The 21988-nt window shown below is 41.0% G+C and carries 21 protein-coding genes; 15 read left to right on the top strand and 6 right to left on the bottom strand.

The genetic code is table 11. The features are described 5' to 3' along the window. The first annotated feature begins 648 nt into the window (after nt 1–648). The 8 genes from GSQ19_RS14075 to GSQ19_RS14040 all read left to right on the top strand — a co-directional run bounded on the left by GSQ19_RS14075 (nt 649) and on the right by GSQ19_RS14040 (nt 6950). Nucleotides 649–1389, top strand: coding sequence for an energy-coupling factor ABC transporter permease (locus GSQ19_RS14075; protein WP_185478952.1), 741 nt, complete (start codon nt 649–651; stop codon nt 1387–1389). Further along, nucleotides 1376–1678 (top strand): energy-coupling factor ABC transporter substrate-binding protein, encoded by a 303-nt coding sequence (locus GSQ19_RS14070; protein ID WP_011318562.1) that lies wholly within the window; start codon nt 1376–1378, stop codon nt 1676–1678. Before GSQ19_RS14075 ends, GSQ19_RS14070 begins: the two co-directional genes overlap by 14 nt. Continuing rightward, entirely contained in the window at nt 1675–2475 is an 801-nt protein-coding gene (cbiQ, locus tag GSQ19_RS14065; protein WP_011318561.1) for a cobalt ECF transporter T component CbiQ, read from the top strand. Before GSQ19_RS14070 ends, cbiQ begins: the two co-directional genes overlap by 4 nt. 120 nt (nt 2476–2595) lie before the next feature. Continuing rightward, nucleotides 2596–3420, top strand: a complete 825-nt coding sequence (locus tag GSQ19_RS14060; RefSeq protein ID WP_011318560.1) for an energy-coupling factor ABC transporter ATP-binding protein — start codon at nt 2596–2598, stop codon at nt 3418–3420. Nucleotides 3421–3698: 278 nt separating this feature from the next. Continuing rightward, entirely contained in the window at nt 3699–4619 is a 921-nt protein-coding gene (locus GSQ19_RS14055) for an energy-coupling factor ABC transporter permease (RefSeq protein ID WP_011318559.1), read from the top strand. Further along, a complete protein-coding gene (locus tag GSQ19_RS14050; protein ID WP_011318558.1) occupies nt 4612–5262 on the top strand; it encodes an energy-coupling factor transporter transmembrane component T family protein in 651 nt (216 codons plus the stop codon). The genes GSQ19_RS14055 and GSQ19_RS14050 overlap by 8 nt, the downstream gene beginning before the upstream one ends. Before the next feature lie 42 nt (nt 5263–5304). After that, a complete protein-coding gene (locus GSQ19_RS14045) occupies nt 5305–6069 on the top strand; it encodes an energy-coupling factor ABC transporter ATP-binding protein (protein WP_041456124.1) in 765 nt (254 codons plus the stop codon). 65 nt (nt 6070–6134) lie between these two features. After that, nucleotides 6135–6950, top strand: coding sequence for a Cof-type HAD-IIB family hydrolase (locus tag GSQ19_RS14040; RefSeq protein ID WP_011318556.1), 816 nt, complete (start codon nt 6135–6137; stop codon nt 6948–6950). A gap of 338 nt (nt 6951–7288) precedes the next feature. On the opposite strand, the gene GSQ19_RS14035 is transcribed toward GSQ19_RS14040, so the two are convergent. Then, the gene (locus GSQ19_RS14035; protein WP_224311680.1) at nt 7289–8092 is read right to left on the bottom strand and encodes a DALR anticodon-binding domain-containing protein; all 804 of its coding nucleotides are present in this window, start codon (nt 8090–8092) and stop codon (nt 7289–7291) included. Nucleotides 8093–8474: 382 nt separating this feature from the next. On the opposite strand from GSQ19_RS14035, the gene GSQ19_RS14030 reads away from it, so the two are divergent. Next, entirely contained in the window at nt 8475–9194 is a 720-nt protein-coding gene (locus tag GSQ19_RS14030) for a Crp/Fnr family transcriptional regulator (protein ID WP_011318554.1), read from the top strand. Between the two features lie 729 nt (nt 9195–9923). On the opposite strand, the gene GSQ19_RS14025 is transcribed toward GSQ19_RS14030, so the two are convergent. Further along, a complete protein-coding gene (locus GSQ19_RS14025; protein WP_011318553.1) occupies nt 9924–10937 on the bottom strand; it encodes a LysR family transcriptional regulator in 1014 nt (337 codons plus the stop codon). A gap of 372 nt (nt 10938–11309) precedes the next feature. On the opposite strand from GSQ19_RS14025, the gene GSQ19_RS14020 reads away from it, so the two are divergent. From GSQ19_RS14020 to GSQ19_RS13995, 6 genes are all read left to right on the top strand, one after another. Continuing rightward, a complete protein-coding gene (locus GSQ19_RS14020; protein WP_011318552.1) occupies nt 11310–12026 on the top strand; it encodes an NnrU family protein in 717 nt (238 codons plus the stop codon). Nucleotides 12027–12404: 378 nt separating this feature from the next. Continuing rightward, a complete protein-coding gene (locus GSQ19_RS14015) occupies nt 12405–12791 on the top strand; it encodes a thioredoxin family protein (protein WP_011318551.1) in 387 nt (128 codons plus the stop codon). A gap of 196 nt (nt 12792–12987) precedes the next feature. Then, a complete protein-coding gene (locus GSQ19_RS14010; protein WP_011318550.1) occupies nt 12988–15078 on the top strand; it encodes an NAD(P)H-quinone oxidoreductase subunit 5 in 2091 nt (696 codons plus the stop codon). Between the two features lie 262 nt (nt 15079–15340). Continuing rightward, on the top strand, nt 15341–16918 hold the full coding sequence (gene ndhD1, locus GSQ19_RS14005) for a photosynthetic/respiratory NAD(P)H-quinone oxidoreductase subunit D1 (protein ID WP_011318549.1): 1578 nt from the start codon (nt 15341–15343) through the stop codon (nt 16916–16918). Nucleotides 16919–17351: 433 nt separating this feature from the next. Then, the gene (locus GSQ19_RS14000) at nt 17352–18080 is read left to right on the top strand and encodes a Uma2 family endonuclease (RefSeq protein ID WP_185478750.1); all 729 of its coding nucleotides are present in this window, start codon (nt 17352–17354) and stop codon (nt 18078–18080) included. Nucleotides 18081–18339: 259 nt separating this feature from the next. Next, on the top strand, nt 18340–19020 hold the full coding sequence (locus GSQ19_RS13995; RefSeq protein ID WP_011318546.1) for a hypothetical protein: 681 nt from the start codon (nt 18340–18342) through the stop codon (nt 19018–19020). 40 nt (nt 19021–19060) lie between these two features. On the opposite strand, the gene GSQ19_RS13990 is transcribed toward GSQ19_RS13995, so the two are convergent. From GSQ19_RS13990 to GSQ19_RS13975, 4 genes are all read right to left on the bottom strand, one after another. Continuing rightward, nucleotides 19061–19291, bottom strand: a complete 231-nt coding sequence (locus GSQ19_RS13990; RefSeq protein ID WP_011318545.1) for a DUF433 domain-containing protein — start codon at nt 19289–19291, stop codon at nt 19061–19063. A 9-nt stretch (nt 19292–19300) separates the two neighbouring features. After that, nucleotides 19301–19501 carry a type II toxin-antitoxin system HicB family antitoxin gene (locus GSQ19_RS13985; RefSeq protein ID WP_011318544.1) on the bottom strand — a complete coding sequence of 67 codons (201 nt, stop codon included), beginning with the start codon at nt 19499–19501 and terminating at the stop codon, nt 19301–19303. A 64-nt stretch (nt 19502–19565) separates the two neighbouring features. Then, on the bottom strand, nt 19566–21545 hold the full coding sequence (locus tag GSQ19_RS13980; RefSeq protein ID WP_011318543.1) for a DUF262 domain-containing protein: 1980 nt from the start codon (nt 21543–21545) through the stop codon (nt 19566–19568). Between the two features lie 124 nt (nt 21546–21669). After that, on the bottom strand, nt 21670–21942 hold the full coding sequence (locus tag GSQ19_RS13975) for a LapA family protein (protein WP_041456704.1): 273 nt from the start codon (nt 21940–21942) through the stop codon (nt 21670–21672). Between the last annotated feature and the right edge of the window lie 46 nt (nt 21943–21988).

Raw genomic sequence — 21988 nt, 5'->3', positions numbered from 1 at the left:
ACTGTCATTGTGTATCCTATAGGACATAAGATTTACTGTCAATAATTCTCAAGAAGTTGTGAGAATTTATTCGGCAAAACTCCAACTATAATTCCCCAAAGATTTTTGTAGCCATAGCAATCTGAAAAAAGAATTTGACAGATACACACTCCAAAACCCTTGTTATGTAAAGCTTTTTCAATGGTGCATAGTATCATCACTTCAATTCCATCGTCTATGGAAGTGTTAAAGTGCTTACTAGAAACTTTTGAAGGTTGAAGTAAATCTGTGGCTACAGTAATAAAGAAAAACTTTGATTAAGTGTCTTAAGTAAGTTTAATCACTGATTTAAATGTATAAAAAAATAGAAGTATCACAATAATTTTGAGTGTTAATTTGATACCTTTAGCGCCTTGACATGACTATAAAGCTAAAGTAGACACTACAGATATATCAGCACAATAAAAAATAGATAGTAAACTTTAATGCACTTATTAAACAAGCAAACAAAGATTAATGATGTTAGTAATTGTCTTGAATTTTTAATTTTTACTTGTGAATTGTTAGCTAGGGTATAAGCTGGTTTAGACTATTGCGATGAAACATATTTTCCAGGTATAAAGTGTGCCGAGAATGATTCTCACATCGAAACGCGCTTCCCTCATCCTCATGGGGATTCTGAGCTTTTATATCATTGTTAGTTCATCTGCGCCAGCTTATGCGATGCACATTATGGAGGGCTACCTACCAGCAGGATGGGCAGCTTTTTGGTGGTTAGTAGCTTTACCGTTTATGGTTTTAGGAGTGCGATCGCTCACCCGCATCACCAAAGCCAACCCAGAACTAAAATTATTGTTAGCATTGGCGGGGGCTTTTACTTTCGTATTATCCGCTTTGAAATTGCCCTCTGTGACGGGTAGTTGTTCTCACCCGACAGGTACAGGCTTAGGGGCTGTGCTGTTCGGGCCTTTGGCGATGTCTGTTTTGGGTAGTCTAGTATTGTTGTTTCAAGCATTGTTGCTGGCCCACGGTGGTTTAACAACCTTGGGTGCAAACGCTTTTTCAATGGCGATCGCTGGCCCATTTGCCGCCTATTGGATATATCATCTGACAATCCAGTTAACTGGTAAGCAAAGAATCGCCATCTTTTTAGCAGCCACCTTAGCAGATTTGCTAACCTACATTATTACTTCCGTCCAACTAGCCTTAGCCTTTCCCGCACCAGTGGGCGGATTTATCGCCTCATTCGCCAAATTTGCTGGTATTTTTGCCATTACTCAAATCCCTCTAGCCATTAGTGAAGGATTATTGACTGTCTTAGTATGGAACTGGCTACAATCCTATTCACCGCAAGAACTCCAACTGCTGAAATTAATCCAAAGGGAACCTCAAAGCCATGAATCAATCTAAACCAGGTATTAGTAATTGGTTATTGATAGGCGGAGTCATCGCTTTAGCAATATTACCTTTAATCTTTGTGCGGGGTGCAGAATTTACAGGTGCAGATGGCCAAGCTGAAAAAGTCATTAGTGAGGTGAAGCCTGGATATGAACCTTGGTTTAAACCTTTATTTGAACCACCAAGTGGTGAAGTGGAAAGCTTATTATTCAGTTCACAAGCTGCTTTAGGCGCGGGGATTATTGGTTATGCAGTTGGTTTATATAAGGGACGTTCCCAACAGCAAAGGAATAAGGAATGACCTTACAAATAGATACCCTGGCTTATACTAATAAATTGCGGCGATTAGCACCAGAGCAGAAATTGTTGTTGGCGATCGCCTTACTCATTATCACAGCTTTTGCCCATCCACTGGTACAAATATTAATTGCTATTTGGATGAGTATTTGGACGATATTTTATGCAGGTATTCCCGCCAAGGTTTATTTGAAGTTAATTTATGTCGCAGGTTTTTTCTGGTTAACTAGTTTACCTGCTTTGGCAATTAATGGAGTAGGAATTTCTCAGTTAAATTTAGTGCAGAATGATGCCATATATGGGTTAAATACTGGCTTTTATTATTTATATATTAGTCAGCATGGACTTGAACAAGTGTGGCAGATTTTCACACGAGCGATCGCCTCTATTTCTTGCTTATATTTCGTCATGTTAACTATCCCCTTTACAGACTTACTACAAACTTTACGGCGTTATGGATTCCCTGTACTGCTCACAGATTTATTATTATTAATGTACCGATTTATTTTCGTTCTATTAAATACAGCCTCAGACTTATGGACTGCTCAACAAGCTCGTAGTGGTTACTCCACCTTTAGTCTGAGTATGAAAAGCTTATCGTTGTTGATTAGTCAATTGTTTCAACGCACCCTAGAAAAGTATCAACAAATATCCTTGAGCTTGGTATCAAGAGGCTTTAATGGGGAATTTCAAGTTTGGCATCCTTGTCGTTATCGCTTATCTAAACGCTATGCGACAGAAGCAATCATTGGATGCTTTTTATTGATAATTTTAGAATGGAATCTTCATCTTATCAAGTAAATAAAATCCCCACAATTTACTAACCCAGAACTTGTCTTCATTAATATAAAATAACCCAAATATAAGCATTTAAACCAATGTTTACTGATTCTAAATTTAAATTCTCTCAAGTTGTAGATAATGCAGCAGTCATTACTCGCGTTTGAACAAATACATTATACATATCCAGGTACACAACAATCAGTACTCAATGGCATCACACTACAAATTCCCCAAGGAAAAAGATGTGCCTTAATTGGCAGAAATGGTTGCGGTAAAACTACTCTATTCTCTTTAGCGAACGGTTTATATAAACCACAGCAAGGTTGTGTGTATTGGCAGGAAAAGGCACTACAATATGACCGTAAAACACTTATACAACTACGCCAGAAAGTTGGACTAGTCTTTCAAAATCCAGAGCAACAATTAGTAGCCTCTACTGTTGAAGAAGATATTTCTTATGGCTTATGTAATTTAGGATTACCAATAGCAGATATTCAACAACGAGTTACCCAAGCTTTAGTAGAATTTGAACTAACAGAATTAGCCGAAAGACCGGTACATCACCTGAGTTTAGGACAAAAAAAACGTGTCTCTTTAGCTGATGTCATGGTTTTAAGACCAGAGTTACTCTTACTAGATGAGCCAACAGCCTATCTCGACAGACCGCAAAGCCGTAACTTAATGGCCATGCTCAATAAAATTTATCAATCTGGAACCACAATACTCATGGCTAGTCATGACTTGGACTTAGTTTATTGCTGGTCAGACTGGATTTTTGTGATGGATGCAGGAAGGCTTATTTTAGAGGGAAAACCAGAAAATATTTTTTCTCAAAGGGAAATCCTTGAAAGTATAGAGTTAGGACTACCACCCATATATGAAATTTTCATCACAGAAGAACTAGCGACTAAAGAGCATAATTCAGAAAATTTCCGGCAGAGGATATTGCAGCTTTTTTGTTAACAGTCCAATTCCCAGCTTCCAGAAAAATTAGGAAACCGGATTATTAACATATTTTTTTAAATTAATATCCAATTAACCCTAATTAAATAAAATGTAATAACTTGCTAAATAAGTACAATATTTGATGATTTTTTTATTGTCAATATATCCCAAGTATCATTATAAAATCCCCCAATAGGGCATTGAAAACAAAAGAAAAATAGTGTTTTTTATTAGTTTGATGCCTGAATGAGATTATTTTTATTGTGTGAAATAACACGTTAGTTACGGGGCGAATCATGCATATTCCTGATGGATTTGTGTCTGTGCCAGTCGCAGGCGCAACGGGTTTGGTAAGTTTGGCGGGACTGTTGTTTGCTAGTGGGCGATCGCAAACAGCTTTTGGTATTCGTCGCGCCCCCATTCTCGGTTTAACGACTGCTTTTATTTTTGCTGCCCAAATGATTAATTTCCCAGTAGCGGGGGGAACCAGTGGTCACTTGCTTGGCGGTACTTTAGCCGCGATTGTTTTAGGTAGCCCTTGGGCTGGCTCATTGTGCATTGCCACAGTCTTAATTATCCAAGCCGTGCTGTTTGCTGATGGTGGGATCACAGCCTTGGGAGCCAATATTCTGAACATGGCATTCATTGGCGTTTGGGTAGGCTGGATGTTAACCCAAACTTTGCAAAGATTATTTGGCGGCTCTAAAGCACGTTTACCTTTAGCGGCTGGTATAGCGGCTGCCGTGAGTGTCGTAGTAGCAGCGATCGCCTGTGCGATTGAGTTAGTCCTTTCTGGGACTGCATCCATAGCTGTTGTACCTGCTATGACAGGTATTCATATTTTAATTGGCATTGGTGAAGGCTTAATTACTGGCGGCGTATTAACTTATCTAGCCAAAGCCAGACCAGATTTGTTACCAGGAGAACAACAAGAATTTCGCGGTTGGTTAGTACCTGTTGTTACCATAGTCTTAGTCGCTGGTGCATTGTCATTGCTCGCCTCAGCTTGGCCTGATGGCTTAGAAAGAGTGGCAGAAGACTTAGGATTTATCAAACTAGGTGAAGAAGTCAGAATATCTGTACCGACACCATTAGCAGACTATGGTATTGAGGGTTTAGGAGCAATTGGAACAAGTATCGCCGGACTTTTGGGGGCTGCGGTGTGCTTTGCTGCTGCCTTTGGAATTGCCAAAGTAGTGAGACCAAAGAATGCTTAAAATGGCTTTGCCGTTACGCTTACATCTATCCTTGGTGATTGTTGTCGGGACAGCCTTACTCAAGCATCACGCTTGGTACTGGTTGAGTGCTTATGCTGCGATCGCCTTAATTTGGGTAGCAGTATTGCGTGTATCCCTACCCAAATTAGGAGGATTGGTAGGTACAGAATTAGTCTTCTTATCAGTAGTAGCATTGCCCTTGGGATGGGAAAGAGCGAGTTTTTTACTGATTCGCTCTCTCGTATGTTTAATCGCCATGAATAGCTTTCTGTTAACCCTACCACCCCACAGTTTTGGCATCGCCCTGAAAAGTTTACCCGTACCCAGCGCATTAAAAGAAAATTTACTTTTGACTGGGCAATATTTAGAAATTTTGCTTTCAGAAGTAACACGTATGCAGCGTAGCGCCCAATTACGAGGACTAAAAGGTGCAGGTGGCTGGTTACGCTACGCTAGTTCCGCCATGATTGGCACTTTGTATATCCGTAGCTTGGAAAGAGCAGAAAGAGTCTATGCCGCAATGGTAATTCGCGGTTATAACGGTCAGTTACCCATAGATTTTACTTTTAAAGCCAAAGAACGGTTTGCCCTGATATTTGCTTGGGCGATCGCTGCTTTTTTTACCTTCACCTCCTATCTTTAATCCCCCTTCTCCCCAATTCCCCAAAATAGAGAGTAATAAATTTTGAAATCTCTGACTCCTCACCCCCACTCTTCCAGCCGTAATTCCCATCAAGCTGTTGTCCGGGTACAGAACTTGGTTTACGCTTATCCTCACCAAGAACCAGTTCTGCACAATATTTCTTTTACATTAAATGCCGGCGATCGCGTAGCGTTGATGGGTGCAACCGGTTCTGGTAAAAGTACCTTATTAGAAAACCTCATTGGCATCAAACAACCGCAATCAGGCAAAATCTGGATTAACGATATCTCCTTAGAACCCCAGACTTTACCTGAGGTAAGGCGATACATTGGCTTTGGCTTTCAAGATGCCAATGACCAATTATTTATGCCCACCATCTTAGAAGATATTACCTTTGGCCCCCTTAACTATGGTGTACCAGCCCCAATAGCACGGGATCAAGCACGGCATTTATTAGCGGATTTCGGTCTAGAAGCCTATGCTAACCGTTCAGCACACGAGCTTTCTGGTGGACAAAGAAGACTTGCCGCCCTGGCTGCTATTTTGGCACTAGAGCCTGCTATTTTAATTTTAGATGAACCTACTACTGGACTTGATCCAGCATGGCGAAGACACTTAGCAAGAGTTCTATTAAATTTGCCAGTGCAAGTCATGTTAATAGCTTCCCATGAACTACATTGGCTAGGAAAAGTTACTCAACGCGCCCTAGTACTATCCAATGGACGCATTCAAGTAGACAACGAAATTCAGCCACTATTGCAAAATGGAGAAATTTTAGAGCAGTTGGGTTTGCCAATAGACTGGTAAATTAGTCATGAGGCAAGCAGATAAGAAGCAGGGCAAAGAACTAATGACAACTGACAACTGACTAAATGATTAAACTACTCGTATTAGACATAGATGGCACCATTTCGGGAGAGTCGAACGCCGTCAGCCCATATGTTAAGGAAGCGATCGCCGCAGTTCAAGCCAGAGGTATTCCCGTGGCGATCGCTACCGGCAGGATGTATCGTTCGGCACTCCGCTTTCATCAAGATATTAACTCTACTTTGCCCCTAGCCGCTTATCAAGGAGCCTGGATTCAAGACCCATCTGACCAAAAAATCCATCAACATCTACCTGTAGATAGAAAGACGGCTGAACAATTATTAGATTATTTTGAACAGCCACAGTGGCGATCGCTTTTATCTATCCACTTCTACATTAATGATCAGCTCTACGTGCGCGAAGTCACCCAAGAGACTGCAACTTACGCACAACGTTCTGGTATTACCCCCATTGCGGTAGGTGATTTGCGCCAAACTTTAACTAATGCACCCACAAAAATTTTAGCCTTGTGCGATGACACAGAGGTAATCAACAACCTCTTGGGCAGTTTGCGCCTACAATACACACCAGCTGAACTTTATCTCACCACATCCGTCGCCACTTTCTTTGAAGCAACTAATCCCTTTGTCAACAAAGGCAATGCTGTGCGCTACCTAGCCGAAGAATTGCTGGGAATACAAAGCCACGAGGTTATGTGCATTGGTGATAACTTCAATGATCTGGAAATGCTGGAATACGCCGGTATTGGGATCGCTATGGGGAACGCCCCCACAGGAGTACAGGCGATCGCTCAATGGGTAGCCCCCACTGTCGAAGAGGATGGAGCTGCTGTCGCAATTGAGAAATTTCTACTTTCGTAAGCCTACTTGATTAATTTTTGTAAAGTGTAGAATTAATATTTCCACAGAATACAGAATGTAGAAACTGAAAATTTCTTTTGTTGTTTAGATTCTAAAAAAGTTAAATTTTGAAATAGCGCAGGGATTATAGACAAACTCACCTACGAAAAATCCCTATAGATCAGAAAGAACACCGACGACTGGCCGTGTTTCGTCTCGGTGTTCTTGCTGGTTCGCTCCTCACACACCAGCTAATATATCCGACATTAGGTAATGCGTCAATACCTAGTTATAAAAGTTTTTATTGTCTCTTTGAATAACAGGATTTAGACAAAAATTACGCCCAAACACTTCCAAATCTAAAGCTCAAGAGGCGCAACACTCCCCAACTTGGTTACTAGTAAAAATCTGAATACCGTCTGAGTAGCCAAAATTAGTCCCAGTCTGGCTTGAGTGACTTCTGGCAAAGTAGTTTTGACTTCCCCCCAAATACGGCACTGGCTCCAAAAAGTGCCAAAAGCTTGGCTTAAATCTGACCCTAATTTTTCCCAGTTCATAACCTTATCATCATGAGGAAATATCAAACTATCTACTACTTGTATTAACTCAGAAATTAAACAGCTTTCTGCTGGGTGATTGAGGCGAATTTTTGCCTCACCATTCAACCAAGGTATTTGCATCGTTGATGCTAAACTACCCAGCGCCAGCTCTTGCCAGTTATCTGGTAATGGTTCCCTAAATAGAATTAATCCTCCACGTTGAGCCAGTAATATTAACGAACAACAACGTGCATGAGCATACTGCATTGCAAACAAACGAGAAGGGTGAATAGTGACAAATCTCTCATTTTCTTTTGTGTCCCTATCGTCTCCTAAACCCCCCAGTGAAAGATTTTGCAACCAAGCTGCTAACAAAGAGTCAGCCAATTCTAGATGAATCCAACCTGGATCAACAATCCGCACCAATAAGTTTTCTTTACATATATCTAATAATCGGGAAGTAATAACACTGGCTATCTCCATTGGATCTCGATTATGAGATTTTGCCAGTCGCAGAGCTACTCCGCAAATATATAAAATTCGTTGGCTATCTCTACCTTTATATAGAGGAATTTCCGCTTTTATTGTGCTTTGCTGTTCCTGATGAGAGTTAAAGCTATCCACAACTACCAGTAAGTAGCTGTATAGTAACTGTCTAATTGCCGTATTTTTACTTACTAGTAGAGGATGATACACTTAGTTTTTATGAGAGGCTAAGTTTCATAAAATACCTGATAAGTTGTCATCTGCCATAGGGTAGAATATTATTTCTGTCGAAGAAAAATGAGAATAGCATAAAATTTGATAAATATTCGATGAATAATATGTAAACTTTACTACCATCATTGTACAGTAGGAAGTATAACAAAATAGTAGAGCGCAAATAGCCCTCTGCTTTTTGGATGGCTGACGCTGTTAGGCGTTAAGCCTACCTCAAAAAACACAAAGACACTCCTTGCACCTTTTTATTACGTCTTTGTCTTCAGCCGAACGCTCTTTGTTACCTATGCAATCTCCATCCTCCTTTTCTGAGGCATCACGCCCTTTTTTGACTTGGCAACGCATTCTTGACTGGGCTCAAGAACACTATCGCTGCCGTACCTTTAGCAAAGATGAGCGCATTCCAGCAAGACCTGGGTTGCTTTATTTAGTGCAGAGAGGTGCGATCCGCATGGTAGGAACCGCCCAGGTTAGTGCTACTGCAAGTCAATTGACTTCTCGACGGATCAACAGAACCCCAGAAGAAGCTTTCTTGGGATTTGTGGGCGCGGGACAGCCGTTTGAAATTGTGGCTCAGTCTCCATTCACACTCCAGTCCTACGCTCACGTTGATCAAACCGCCGTACTGTGGATGTATTGGCACGATCTAGACAACTGGCCTCACTTCCGTCGTGAAGTGATGGATGCTTTCAGATACCAACACCAGCGTAAGTTGCTGTGGCTTAGTGCCTTGGGACAACGGCGTACAATTGACAGACTCTTAGGATTCCTCACCCTACTGATTGAGGAATATGGAGAACCAGCCATGAGCGAAACTGATCCCGATGTCATTCGTGGTTATTGTCTGCCTTTCCCCCTTACCCATGCTCAAATTGGTAGTGCCATTGGTTCAACTCGTGTAACCGTGACTCGTTTAATGGGTAAGTTACGTCAGCGTGGCTTAATCCTTACTCAAGGGGATAACTTGATTTGTTTGCCAGCAGAGTCAATCAACAGAGCTAGCTAAAGCTTAATTGACTGTTTATAGGGCATCTACGGTTGGGAACTACCACTCTGCCAACCAGCAATAGCAGATTTTGGTACATTTTAACGGTCAAGCTCCGCTTATCAGTTCCTACCCCCGATCAGTCAGCAGTAAGTCGTCGCCAGCAACACTCGCTTACTGCTCAGTCTCATCAATCTGTTTGACCACCACAAACAGATTGTGTAATCGGGCAAGTTTTTGTTTAAAAGCTTCAATGCTTATTTTTTATCTATTAGGACAGAGACATTTAGGGAATAAGATGATTTCTCAATATTGAGTAATTTATCTCCCTTCGGTTTGCAGCAAAAGCCACGGGCAACGTCAACATCGAAGAACTCATCTACGGGATGTGTGATTTTCTATCACTTTAAGTACTGATTATCTGACTGGCTCGAAGTCAAATCCAATGCGAGAGTAGCAAGCGGTAACTAATTTAACAAGCTGAACTAGAGCATTGCGATCGCTTGATCCCCTAAACTAATTACACCAGATAGCTAAGGAGAGGGCTTGTTGGACTCCAGAACGTGGGTATTGCGTTCTATGGGAGTGATCAGCGCCACGTAGCATATTCATGTCCCTACCTTAAGTCATACCCTGGGGGTTCGCTGTCAGGTATTGTCGTAGAGTAGGCTAGCGCCAACAAGGAAAAATCCCGTAGCGCCAGCATTTCTGTTGAGGAGAAGATTACTTTGCCTCACGAATGACCAAATGTTAGCCATCATCGGAAGTATTGGGGATGGCTGCATCTAGTACATTTACCACTAGTTTTTTTTGCACCAGTTTTAACACATCTTGATTCCAGTCAGGAGTGGCGAACTGCGGTAATATCTCTTGGCTAAAAGCTTCTGCTGCTTTGGATCTGTAACGATTAGGATTGAAAATTAGCCACAGTGTCCGTTTGATGACTACGCCATCAATGGGGGTGCAGTGGAGTACACCCATCTGTAATTCTTTAGCGATCGCACTAGTGGAAACAAAAGCTGCACCTAAACCCGACTGTACAGCATTTTTAATCGCCTCAATGGAATTTAACTCCATTTCAATCTTAAACCGCCTAGTATCAATCTCACTGCGAGATAGGACTTGATCGATAACTTTGCGTATTGTTGATTGAGAATCTAAAGTAATGAATTGTAGTTTGTATAAATCTTCTTTTTGAATTGTTTCCTGTTTGGTAAAGGGGTGAAACACTGGGAGAATAAGGGCCAGTTCATCTTCGGCATAGGGAATAATTTCCAAAGACTCCGTCAGTTCCCCAGGAATTTCCCCCCCGATAATTGCCAAATCCACTTGCCCGTTAGCCACACTCCAAGCTGTGCGCCGAGTCGAATGGACGTGCAGTTGTACTGCCACATCAGGGTACTTCTGTCGGAACATCCCAATCATTTTCGGCAGCAGGTATGTTCCAGTAGTTTGAGAAGCACCAACAATTAAAGTACCTCCTTGGAGATTTTGTAAATCCTCAATAGCGCGGCAAGTTTCTTGGCACAAACTGAGAATTTTTTCACCGTAATTCAATAGTAGATGTCCTGCTTCGGTTAATTGTGCGCGACGGCCGCCACGGTCAAATAAAGGGACATCCAACTGCCGTTCTAAATTCTGCACTTGCAAACTCACGGCAGGTTGGGAGACATAAAGACTATCAGCGGCGCGTTTGAAGCTCCCTTCTACGGCGATCGCTTTGAGAATGCGTAACTGATCTAAAGTGAAAGGAAGGTCAGACATAAGGCTCAACCCACGAACTTTGAAAGGAGCAACGTTAGCAATAAATCATGTTTTATAGCTTTGCAACTATTAGTACACGACGGCGTGAATAAAATACTCAATTCTAAATCAGGGAAAGCTTAAAATATAAGCTTTTTGAATTTTGTAAAAATTGGGCGAGACGGAAACCGACACCGGCCAACGTTCCCAGAGGAATTTTGAATTTTAAATTCTGCGTAGCGCTACTGAGCATGATTTATTGCATCTTATAACTTGGAGGCGGGAATAGAAAAAGACAGTACCACAACAATCTTGTTGAAAGTCTCCTGTTGAATACTTTGTGGTATTGGTTGTATGGAATTAACTTTTCTTTAAATTACTTCACCTGTATCTATGATGCTGAATCCTTGGTTGACTCCGAGTCATTTTGTCATGCTGGGGTTACAATTAACTTTTGCGATCGCCCACAGTGGCGGCGCTGCGTTACGACCTTGGGCAGAAAAGTACATTGGGCCAAGGCTTTATCGCATTTTTTTTGCATTAGTCAGTCTACCGTTGGCTGTCATATTGATTATTTACTTCTTTAATCACCGTTACGACGGGTTGCAACTTTGGCAGGTACAGAATGTACCAGGAGTACAGGCTGTAGTTTGGGTATTATCAGCTATTTCATTTTTGTTTTTGTATCCTGCCACCTTCAATCTACTAGAAATTGCGGCTATTCAAAAGCCCCAAGTACACTTGTATGAAACAGGAATTATTCGGATTACCCGTCATCCCCAAATGGTAGGACAGGTAATTTGGTGTATTGCCCATACTCTATGGTTAGGTACAAGCTTTACCCTTGTGACTTCTTTTGGGCTGATTTTGCACCATTTATTTGGAGTTTGGCATGGCGATCGCCGTTTGAGCAAGCGTTACGGCGAAGCTTTTGAAATTGTGAAACAGCGCACCTCAATCATTCCCTTTGCCGCAATTATTGATGGTCGTCAATCTATCAAGTGGGAAGAATTTATCCGCCCTGCATATTTAGGAGTTGGTATTTTTGTCGCTTTACTTTGGTGGGCGCACCCCCTGTTGTTTGTAGCAACTAGTAGGTTAAACTGGTAGTTTCACATGATCCCCACTATCAGAAGAAAATACTAACTCAAGGAAAATTTCCACTTATCAATTGCTACCAAATCAATGTAGGATAAATTGAAACAGCTGTTAGTGGGGGTCTGTTGATCCGTTTTGCAATTTTTATAGTGGCACATTGCCGAGCAATCAAATCTCTTGGAGAGTATCCGGCAAAGTAGCCAAAATACTCTTTCCAGTAGAAGCGATCGGCATGACCAAAGCTTAAAATTGGTTTTTAGAATCTGCTGGCTTTTTTACCGCAGTCAAAGGCGGTACTGAAATATAGCTGCTATAAAACATTAACTAGCTTGCTAACTTCTTCTGCTGATAGCTAGTTTGATAGTAAAACCCTATAACTCTAGAGGCGTCATGGTGTTGTCGGTTAGTGAGCGGACATTTACTCAAGAAGTTTTAGAATCTCCGGTTCCGGTTTTAGTAAATTTTGAAGCACCCTGGTGTGGGTTGTGTCGCATTATCCACCCTTTGTTATTACAATTTCAATCTCAATGCGGCGAACAAATTAAACTAGTTGGGGTGAACGCTGACGAGAATTTCAAACTTTCTAACACTTATCGTTTAAAGTCTTTGCCCACGTTACTTTTGATTGAAAATGGGATCATTCGCCATCGTCTAGAAGGGTTTCGCGGCAGAGATGACTTACGATTGGCGTTGGAAGAAATCAGACTCAGTTATACCAACCGCCCTAAAGCCTACAGTAGCTCTAAAACGGCAGACTTAGAATGTCGGACAGCGTGATAAGAAATTGGGTGTTAAGTCTTGGGAATTGGGGAAAATTTGACCCAATTCCCAGTCTCCAGTCCCCAAATCTAAAACCATGCTTAATACCCCACTCAATTGTTATTGGGTGGGGTATTTTATCCTCAAGGGTGTGTGTCACAATTATTAACAGTTCCGACAATTTAGTCAAGAATCCTAAAAGTACACGTCAGTGATGGAAGTAATCTATCAATATGCCTGGCTAATCCCAGTATTGCCTCTGTTGGGAGCAATGTTGGTCGGTCTTGGCTTAATTTCGTTCAATCAAACGACAAACCGCCTGCGGCAGCTAAACGCTGTGTTGATCATTTCCCTCATGGGCGCGGCCCTGGGTCTGTCGTTGACCTTGCTGTGGAGTCAACTCCAAGGACACCCAACTTATCTCCGCACCCTAGAATGGGCGGCAGCAGGCAATTTTCACCTGACTATGGGCTACACTATCGACAATCTCACATCCCTGATGCTGGTGATTGTAACATCGGTAGCTGTGCTAGTCATGGTTTACACGGATGGTTACATGGCTCATGACCCAGGCTACGTTAGGTTTTATGCCTATCTCAGCCTATTTGGCTCCTCAATGTTGGGTCTAGTAGTCAGCCCTAATCTAGTCCAGATTTATATTTTCTGGGAACTAGTGGGGATGTGTTCTTACTTGCTGGTTGGCTTCTGGTACGATCGCAAATCAGCCGCAGATGCAGCCCAAAAAGCGTTTGTCACCAACCGTGTAGGTGACTTTGGTCTACTGCTGGGTATTCTGGGGCTATTTTGGGCAACAGGCAGCTTCGAGTTTAACGTGATGGGCGATCGCCTAGCCGAACTCGTCCAAACAGGTTCTATCAGCAATTTCCTGGCTGTACTGTTTGCAATTTTAGTCTTCCTCGGCCCAGTTGCTAAATCTGCCCAATTCCCCCTCCATGTCTGGCTACCAGACGCGATGGAAGGCCCCACCCCCATTTCTGCCTTAATCCACGCGGCAACGATGGTGGCGGCTGGTGTATTCCTAATTGCCCGGATGTACCCCGTTTTTGAACACGTTCCCGCAGCGATGAACGTGATTGCTTTCACTGGGGCATTAACAGCATTTTTGGGTGCGACTATTGCAATTACCCAAAACGACATCAAAAAGGGCTTGGCTTACTCCACTATCTCCCAATTGGGTTACATGGTGATGGCGATGGGCGTAGGGGCTTACAGTGCGGGATTATTCCACCTAATGACCCACGCTTATTTCAAAGCGATGTTGTTCTTGGGTTCTGGTTCCGTCATTCATGGCATGGAAGCTGTTGTTGGTCATGACCCGGCTTTAGCACAGGATATGCGCTTAATGGGTGGCCTGCGGAAGTATATGCCTGCCACCGGATTGACATTTTTGATTGGTTGCTTGGCTATTTCGGGGATTCCTCCCTTTGCTGGTTTCTGGTCAAAAGATGAAATTCTCGGTGCTGCTTATGCCGCTAACCCATTGCTGTGGTTTATTGGCTGGATGACTGCTGGGATTACCGCTTTTTATATGTTTAGAATGTATTTCTCGACATTTGAAGGCAAATTCCGGGGGAATGACGAGAAAATTAAGGACAAGCTCCTCAAAGCTAAAACAATCCTTCTGGAACTAGAGTCAGCAGAACCCGCACCGGTTTTTGGCCCTGGGGCAATGAAAAAAGGAGAATTAGCTGCTACTGGTGGTCATCATGATGGTCACGGTCATCACAGTAGTTCTCCCCATGAATCACCTTGGACAATGACTCTGCCATTGCTGATTTTGGCTATACCTTCAATGTTGATTGGTTTGGTAGGTACACCCTACAACAATTACTTTGAACGGTTTATTTTTTCGCCCACAGAAAGCTTGGCTGAAGTACTGGAAAAAGCGGCTGAATTTGATCCTAATGAGTTTTACATCATGGCTGGTGGTTCAGTCGGTGTTTCCTTGATTGGGATTACCTTGGCTTCGCTGATGTATTTGCAGCGTAAAATCGACCCGGCGGCGATCGCTGCTAAAATTAAGCCACTCTACGAACTATCACTTAATAAATGGTATTTCGATGACATTTACCACCGTGTATTTGTGCTTGGTTTGCGTCGCCTCGCTAGACAAGTTATGGAAGTGGACTTCCGGGTTGTTGATGGTGCTGTCAACTTGACAGGCTTTTTCACCTTGGTTAGTGGCGAAGGTCTAAAATATCTCGAAAACGGTCGAGTTCAATTCTATGCCCTCATCGTATTCGGGGCTGTTTTGGGCTTAGTTATCGTTTTCGGTGTCACCTAACTTTTGTGCTGAGTTAAAGCTGAACTATGTTTTTACTCAGCACCCTGGTGCTAAAAACTAAACTTCTGCTAACTAAACGGTTAATGATTGGGCAAGAAGTATATTGTATGGGGATGAAGGACTGGGTATAGCTTAACCCGCCTTCATCTTTCTTTATGTTGTTTAAATCAACCTAACAATCAATGCCAAATCGTCAAAAAGCTGCTAGTTAATAAGCTAGTGGCTTATTGGCAAACATGAATTTAATAGCAGAAGAATTGTGATGAATACAGCTAATTTTCCGTGGCTGACGACGATTATTTTACTACCGATAGCCGCGTCACTACTGATTCCCATCATTCCCGATAAAGACGGCAAAACCATCCGTTGGTATGCCCTCATCGTAGGGTTGATTGATTTTGCCCTGATTGTTTACGCGTTTTATACCAGTTACGACTTCGCCAATCCCGATTTACAGTTGGTGGAGAGTTACCCTTGGGTACCGCAACTGGATTTGAACTGGTCTGTGGGCGCAGACGGCTTGTCTATGCCCCTGATTATTTTGACTGGATTCATCACCACCCTAGCCACCTTAGCAGCCTGGCCTGTGACCTTAAAGCCCAGGCTATTTTACTTTTTGCTCCTGGCTATGTATGGCGGTCAAATCGCCGTATTTGCCGTTCAGGATCTCCTACTGTTTTTCCTGGTGTGGGAGTTGGAGTTAATCCCCGTTTACTTGTTGCTGGCAATTTGGGGAGGTAAAAAGCGGCAGTACGCAGCCACCAAATTTATTTTGTACACGGCTGGTGGTTCGCTGTTTATTTTATTAGCCGCTTTGACAATGGCCTTTTATGGCGATAATGTCACCTTTGATATGCGATCGCTCGCTCTCAAAGATTACGCCTTAAATTTCCAATTGTTGCTATATGCTGGCTTCCTGATTGCCTACGCCATCAAATTACCCATCATTCCCCTACATACTTGGTTGCCAGATGCCCACGGCGAAGCTACAGCCCCCGCGCATATGTTACTGGCAGGTATTCTGCTGAAAATGGGTGGTTATGCCCTGATTCGGATGAACGCTGGCATTTTACCCGATGCCCATGCTTATTTCGCACCTGTGCTGGTTGTCTTGGGGGTAGTTAACATCATCTACGCTGCCTTAACATCCTTTGCCCAGCGTAACCTCAAGCGGAAGATCGCTTACTCCTCAATTTCCCATATGGGCTTTGTGATTATCGGGTTTGCTTCCTTCACCGATTTGGGTTTGAGTGGAGCAGTGTTACAAATGGTCTCCCACGGTTTAATCGGGGCAAGTTTATTCTTCCTCGTCGGTGCGACTTATGACCGGACACATACCCTGATGTTAGATGAGATGGGCGGTGTCGGTAAGCGAATGCCCAAAATTTTCGCTATGTTCACAGCTTGTTCAATGGCTTCTTTAGCATTGCCGGGAATGAGTGGCTTCGTAGCAGAATTAATGGTATTCGTCGGCTTTGCTACCAGCGATGCTTATAGCTCCACATTTAAGGTCATCGTGGTATTCCTTATGGCAGTTGGGGTAATTTTAACTCCAATTTATCTTCTGTCAATGCTGCGGGAAATTTTCTACGGTAAAGAAAACGAAGAATTAGTTTCTCATCAGCAACTCATAGATGCTGAACCCCGCGAAGTATTTGTCATTGCTTGTCTACTAGTGCCAATTATTGGTATTGGTTTCTATCCCAAGCTACTAACTCAGATGTACGACGCTACAACTGTACAACTGACAGCAAGGTTACGTGATTCTGTCCCGACTTTGGCACAGGAAAAACCAGAAGCACCAAAAGTTTCCTTAAGTGCGCCAGTAATTGGTAATTAACTGGTGCTTCATCATTTCTACTTATATTCTTGAAGGAGCGGGTTGTGTACCTGCTCTTTTTTTACCACGCAAGGAAGTATTGTTGTAGACATTACTGTTGATAAATAATTTAAATTTATTAACACACTTGAGTGCTGAAGCTAACTCTAAAATCTCTATAGGAATCCGATTCGATTTCTGTTGGCGTAGCCTGCACTTGCACATAAAATTTTCAGTATCTGTAGGGTGGGCAATACCCACCGGCTCATGGTTTTGGTGGGCATTACCCAACGCCACTTGCTCTAAGCAGGGAAACCCGTAAGGGCGCAGTGGCTCCCCTACCTATATTTCAAAAATCAAGTATTAGTCCCCTATCACAAAGACAATTAGAAAATAAATCAATTTGTTTTTGATAATCAATCCTATAGAAAATTAGGAATAGGTAATGCGACTTATGTTAAACTACAACCCGTTACACTGTTTACCATCGTCTGAAGAGTTACCCGATTCTGATGATACGCCTGTGGATAATGAACTACAAGATTTAATTCCTAGCTTGTTAAAGTCAACACTAGCTTTAGTGTGGTCAGATCGTTGGGATTGGTACTTTGGTGTAAATATGGGCATATACTATGACCCTAAAAAATCTGCCATTGTACCAGATGGTTTTCTCAGCATAGAGGTTAAGCGTTTTATTGATGGGGACTTACGCCTGAGTTATGTATTGTGGGAAGAACAAAAGCCACCTGTTTTAGTGGTGGAGGTTGCTTCCCCGAAACATTTAGGAGAATATAGCAGCAAAAAAGAACTCTATGCAAAAGAATTAGGAATTTTGTACTACGTTGTGTACAACCCTTTTCGACGCAAGAAATCTCCTCTGGAAGTGTATCGGTTAGAAGATGGGGAATATATCCTCATGTCAGGAGATCCAATTTGGCTACCAGAAATTGGTTTAGGAATTGGAAGAGAACGTGGCATTTATCAAGGTATAGCGCGGGAGTGGTTGTATTGGTATAACGAAAAAGGGGAAAGGTTGCTTACCCCAGAGGAACGTATTTTGGATGCAGAACAACGGGCAAATTTTGAATCACAACGACGTTTAGAAGCAGAAGAACAAGTCCATATTTTGACAGAAAGATTAAAAACCTTGGGTTTTGAGCCAGAAACAATGGCTGGAAATTAAAAAAACTGTAAATGGATTGTTTTCGGCTATGACCTCTTGTCGTTCGTAGAACATCGCATTTAATAATTTCCTGGTCAAATACTTCAAGTAAGCTTATACTCACGCATCAGATTTTATCTGTGCGTGAGTTTTAATTTGACCATAATCCACTTCGATTAAGTTTGCTAATGCAATATATTTGATGTTAATTGATTTGAGAATTGGGGAACTATATAAATAACAAGCTCAGCGCTTGACGACACATTTATTTAAATCAGGTATGAATGTAAAATTAGGGTTCGGCTCTATCCCCAAGCCTCAATATGTTTTTGTTAGTAAAGAACATGATCACTGTTGGTATACGCTTTCAGATGATACAAAGCCAATTCCCATTTATGACAAAGCTTTGACAGGCTTAATTACAGGAATTGAAATTGATAAAAAAGTTGAAACTTCTCATGGAGAAAAGGAAAAAACTGACTTACATATTTTGGCAGATAAGCCGTATGTTGTACGTTCGGGAAGCGAATCTTACTTTGCTAAAAGTTTGTTACTTTCACTTGATGTTTTGACCTGCGAGCAATTGCGTCACCCTCTAACCATTGCTGTTAGTCCTGGGGATAAAACAATTGTATTTTGTACAATCTATAACCCACTAACTTACCGTGCTGTAGGTGTTAGCTGGGATGGACATAAAGAAACAGATTGGCAAGCTTTAGGGCAGAAAGTTAGTCTAAAAATTAATAATATTCAAAATGTTAATCAAGATTTTACTTCATCTAAGCATCGTGAAGGTTTTATCGCTCAAACTGATACATATTTATCTCAATTAAATTGGAGTCCAGAGCAGGGAAGAGAATTTTTACAGCAAAAGTATGGCAAGCGATCGCGCTATCAACTTTCTGAAACAGAACTGCTAGATTTTATCAATTATCTCAAGCTACAACTAACCGCCAATTGATCTACTAATCGAGGTGAGAGATTATGGTCAAAAAGTAATTTCATGCTGGTATAGTAAGCATTTGCCTTTCTCTATCGGCTGCATAGCTAAGGCAAGCTAAAATATCTTCTTGCGTTAAATAAGGAAAATCATCAAGTATTTCCTCGTATGTCATACCAGAAGCAAGATAAGATAACACATCATACACAGTTATTCGCATTCCCCGAATACAAGGTTTACCGCCTCTTTTTCCTGGTTCAATGGTAATAATATTGTGGTAATTTACGGTCATAATCTGATTTCATAGTGATAGTTCAATAATCTGTTGCTCTGGTTCAAGCTCTTCTCGTTCACTAGCAACTTCCAGCCAGCCTTGAATCGCATCTTGTAACATTTCTAATAGATGTTCGTAGCTATCTGCCCAAGTGTGACATCCTGGTAAAGCTGGTACAGAACCACACCATACATCATCTTCTTGCCAGATAACTGCTTTAATTTTCATTACTCATCATTTTTACAAGACTACGCTTCATTATTTTAGCTTTAGTTTGAGTGCGATCGTCAAGCTAAGTGACCGTTTCAACATACCATTCCTCACTTGATAACTCTGTTGTTTCTATTGCTTTCCTACAGAAAGCACCAATATCTTTAGCTGATAAATTAACTTCAATAAAAACTCCATTTTTAAGTTTGCGGGTACTACGAAAATCTTTTTCATCAATTCCTATAAATCTAGGAAATTGCTGCATTATCTCTTTAAATTTCTCAGGCTCTAAATCAGAAAGTGTATTTAAAGTCGTTTCTAAAACATCCCGCCAGCTTTTAACGGAATATTCTTGACCAAATATATGCAGTAATTTGGGAGTAGTACCAGTCAAAATACTAGATTCCGACGGATTTACTTCCTCTTCGCCAAAATAATCCCAAATTTGTAAAGCGCGTTCAGCAAGATATTCTGCTCGTGCTTCAATATCCTCTCTTCGCCAAAATTCTTTATGGTGAAAATATTTATTTAACTCTAAATGGCTATTCTTATAGTGAGTTTTTTTGTATAGAAAATCATTATTGGAAAGTTCAGGATTATATGCAGTAAGTGTGAGATTTCCTAAAGAATGCAAATATAATTCATGAGTTATAGCCCAATCTTCTCCTAAACTTTTTTGCCACCATTCATTAAGAGTTTGTGGCATAATATGTTCAATAGAAAGTTCATCGAAAGACACTTTTTCCTTATGTTTAAAAGATTCCTCAATTGATTCAAGAATAAGCTTTGTCTTTTCAGAGCGATTACCTCCATATAGCTTTACATCAATTAACCTAGCTTTAAACTCTGCGTCTTTCGGATAATTACGGCTCTGAAGACTTAATTTCAAACGCTTGATAAAATCATCAGAAGCCAAACTCGATCTTTTGCTAACCTCTGAGTAAAGTAATGCAAATATTCTATTTAATCCTCTTGTTTGAACATTACATATAAAACGTCGTATCAAAAAATTTTCAATAATTTTTAAAATTGAAATAAACTCTTCTTCGGTAATTTTAGATTGAACCCAATCATCGTAGCAGTTAAGAAGAAAAGGATATACAGTGGCAATGTCTAAACGATTAAGACGGTATAAATGTTTTCTGATATTTTCATTGAGTTCTCGTTGAGGTTCTAAGAGCCTAGCATAGTATTCTGCAAATATATATAAATCCTTCAAATAAGATAGAGAATCACTTTTACTAATTCGTTCTTTGGTTGCAAAATAAATCTCACTCTGTTTGACATCAAATCCACTTTTATTAAGATAGTGACGAATAAAATCTGTTAAATTATTTTTTAATATTTCCTGCATAGGTTTCCAGTAATCAGTATAGACTGATTCTTGATTACTGATATCAATTCTCATAAATAAATAGTTACGAATTAAATCAGCTTGTGTAAGAGGCATTCCTTTAGCATTCAAGCTTTCAAAAACCAGATAGGGATTATCATCTAAGTCTAGTACAATACTTACCAGAGAAAGTTTACTACAAATAACTTTTTTTATTCTTTGAAGTTCTAGTCCACTATGGATAATTTTTTTTTGAAAGAAAAGATAACATTGCGAAATCCCACTACTAATATGTGATTCCGAATTAATAATATGATGAAATGCTTCACGATCTGACTTTAACCTAGTTAGTTCTAATTTGTAATAATCTGATCCTTCTTTAAAAGGATTTACTAAAAGAGTTTGATTAATTTCTTCAGCTAGTTTTAACTCTAATTCCTTAGCTCTATCTCGCAAAGCTGAGAGGATAATAAATATTGTTGTTAATCGTTGTTGACCATCAATCAGCAGGAATTTGCTTACTCCTTCAGGTACAGCTTGGGTTGGCATAGTCACAATAGATCCCATGAAGTGAGGGTGCGGCGCATCCATCGTATATAGTTCGACAATGTCACTCCATAATGCTTCCCACTGAACTTTGTCCCAACTGTAAGGTCGTTGGAATAAAGGCACAAGGTACTGTTTTGCTCCTTCAATAATCTGCTGTAACTTAGTTTCTGAAGCTTTCATCGATGATGCCTCCTGTGTCGCTTTTGGGATAAATCCTTAATGTAGAGTTATAATTCCCAAAATCAACCAGAATATTAGTATGTAATATTCTGCAAAATAATCAAATCATACTCATTTTCTATCGTTAAAAATCTTCATCATCAACGAAAAATTCTGCGTCTTCTTCTAAACGAGAGTTACCCGAACCGGAAAGACCCCAGAGTGGCTGTAGAATAGCCACACCAACAAATCCCACACCAGCACTAAAAGCCAGCACTATACCAAATGGGATTTTAATTGATTGGAATGTTAAGAATTTTAAAGATACTGGCTCGAAATTTTGGACGGAAATAATGGCGATCGCCACTACCCAAACTGCTACAACTAAAGATGTGAAAAAAGGTGCCAAAGTTTTCATAAAACCACGAACCACAAATACACGCAGATGAACACAGGCGTTCATC

The organism is Trichormus variabilis 0441, from assembly GCF_009856605.1.
Lineage (GTDB): Bacteria > Cyanobacteriota > Cyanobacteriia > Cyanobacteriales > Nostocaceae > Trichormus > Trichormus variabilis.
Note: the sequence above shows the minus strand (reverse complement) of the source record. Positions and strands in the feature narration are given on the sequence as shown.

Bases quoted from the DNA above. Each gene is read 5' to 3' on its own strand.
- GSQ19_RS14075 (WP_185478952.1), top strand. From the start codon at position 649: ATGGGGATTCTGAGCTTTTATATCATTGTTAGTTCATCTGCGCCAGCT.
- GSQ19_RS14070 (WP_011318562.1), top strand. From the start codon at position 1,376: ATGAATCAATCTAAACCAGGTATTAGTAATTGGTTATTGATAGGCGGA.
- cbiQ (WP_011318561.1), top strand. From the start codon at position 1,675: ATGACCTTACAAATAGATACCCTGGCTTATACTAATAAATTGCGGCGA.
- GSQ19_RS14060 (WP_011318560.1), top strand. From the start codon at position 2,596: ATGCAGCAGTCATTACTCGCGTTTGAACAAATACATTATACATATCCA.
- GSQ19_RS14055 (WP_011318559.1), top strand. From the start codon at position 3,699: ATGCATATTCCTGATGGATTTGTGTCTGTGCCAGTCGCAGGCGCAACG.
- GSQ19_RS14050 (WP_011318558.1), top strand. From the start codon at position 4,612: ATGCTTAAAATGGCTTTGCCGTTACGCTTACATCTATCCTTGGTGATT.
- GSQ19_RS14040 (WP_011318556.1), top strand. From the start codon at position 6,135: ATGATTAAACTACTCGTATTAGACATAGATGGCACCATTTCGGGAGAG.
- GSQ19_RS14030 (WP_011318554.1), top strand. From the start codon at position 8,475: ATGCAATCTCCATCCTCCTTTTCTGAGGCATCACGCCCTTTTTTGACT.
- GSQ19_RS14025 (WP_011318553.1), bottom strand. From the start codon at position 10,937: ATGTCTGACCTTCCTTTCACTTTAGATCAGTTACGCATTCTCAAAGCG.
- GSQ19_RS14020 (WP_011318552.1), top strand. From the start codon at position 11,310: ATGATGCTGAATCCTTGGTTGACTCCGAGTCATTTTGTCATGCTGGGG.
- GSQ19_RS14015 (WP_011318551.1), top strand. From the start codon at position 12,405: ATGGTGTTGTCGGTTAGTGAGCGGACATTTACTCAAGAAGTTTTAGAA.
- GSQ19_RS14010 (WP_011318550.1), top strand. From the start codon at position 12,988: ATGGAAGTAATCTATCAATATGCCTGGCTAATCCCAGTATTGCCTCTG.
- ndhD1 (WP_011318549.1), top strand. From the start codon at position 15,341: ATGAATACAGCTAATTTTCCGTGGCTGACGACGATTATTTTACTACCG.
- GSQ19_RS14000 (WP_185478750.1), top strand. From the start codon at position 17,352: ATGTTAAACTACAACCCGTTACACTGTTTACCATCGTCTGAAGAGTTA.
- GSQ19_RS13995 (WP_011318546.1), top strand. From the start codon at position 18,340: ATGAATGTAAAATTAGGGTTCGGCTCTATCCCCAAGCCTCAATATGTT.
- GSQ19_RS13990 (WP_011318545.1), bottom strand. From the start codon at position 19,291: ATGACCGTAAATTACCACAATATTATTACCATTGAACCAGGAAAAAGA.
- GSQ19_RS13985 (WP_011318544.1), bottom strand. From the start codon at position 19,501: ATGAAAATTAAAGCAGTTATCTGGCAAGAAGATGATGTATGGTGTGGT.
- GSQ19_RS13980 (WP_011318543.1), bottom strand. From the start codon at position 21,545: ATGAAAGCTTCAGAAACTAAGTTACAGCAGATTATTGAAGGAGCAAAA.
- GSQ19_RS13975 (WP_041456704.1), bottom strand. From the start codon at position 21,942: ATGAAAACTTTGGCACCTTTTTTCACATCTTTAGTTGTAGCAGTTTGG.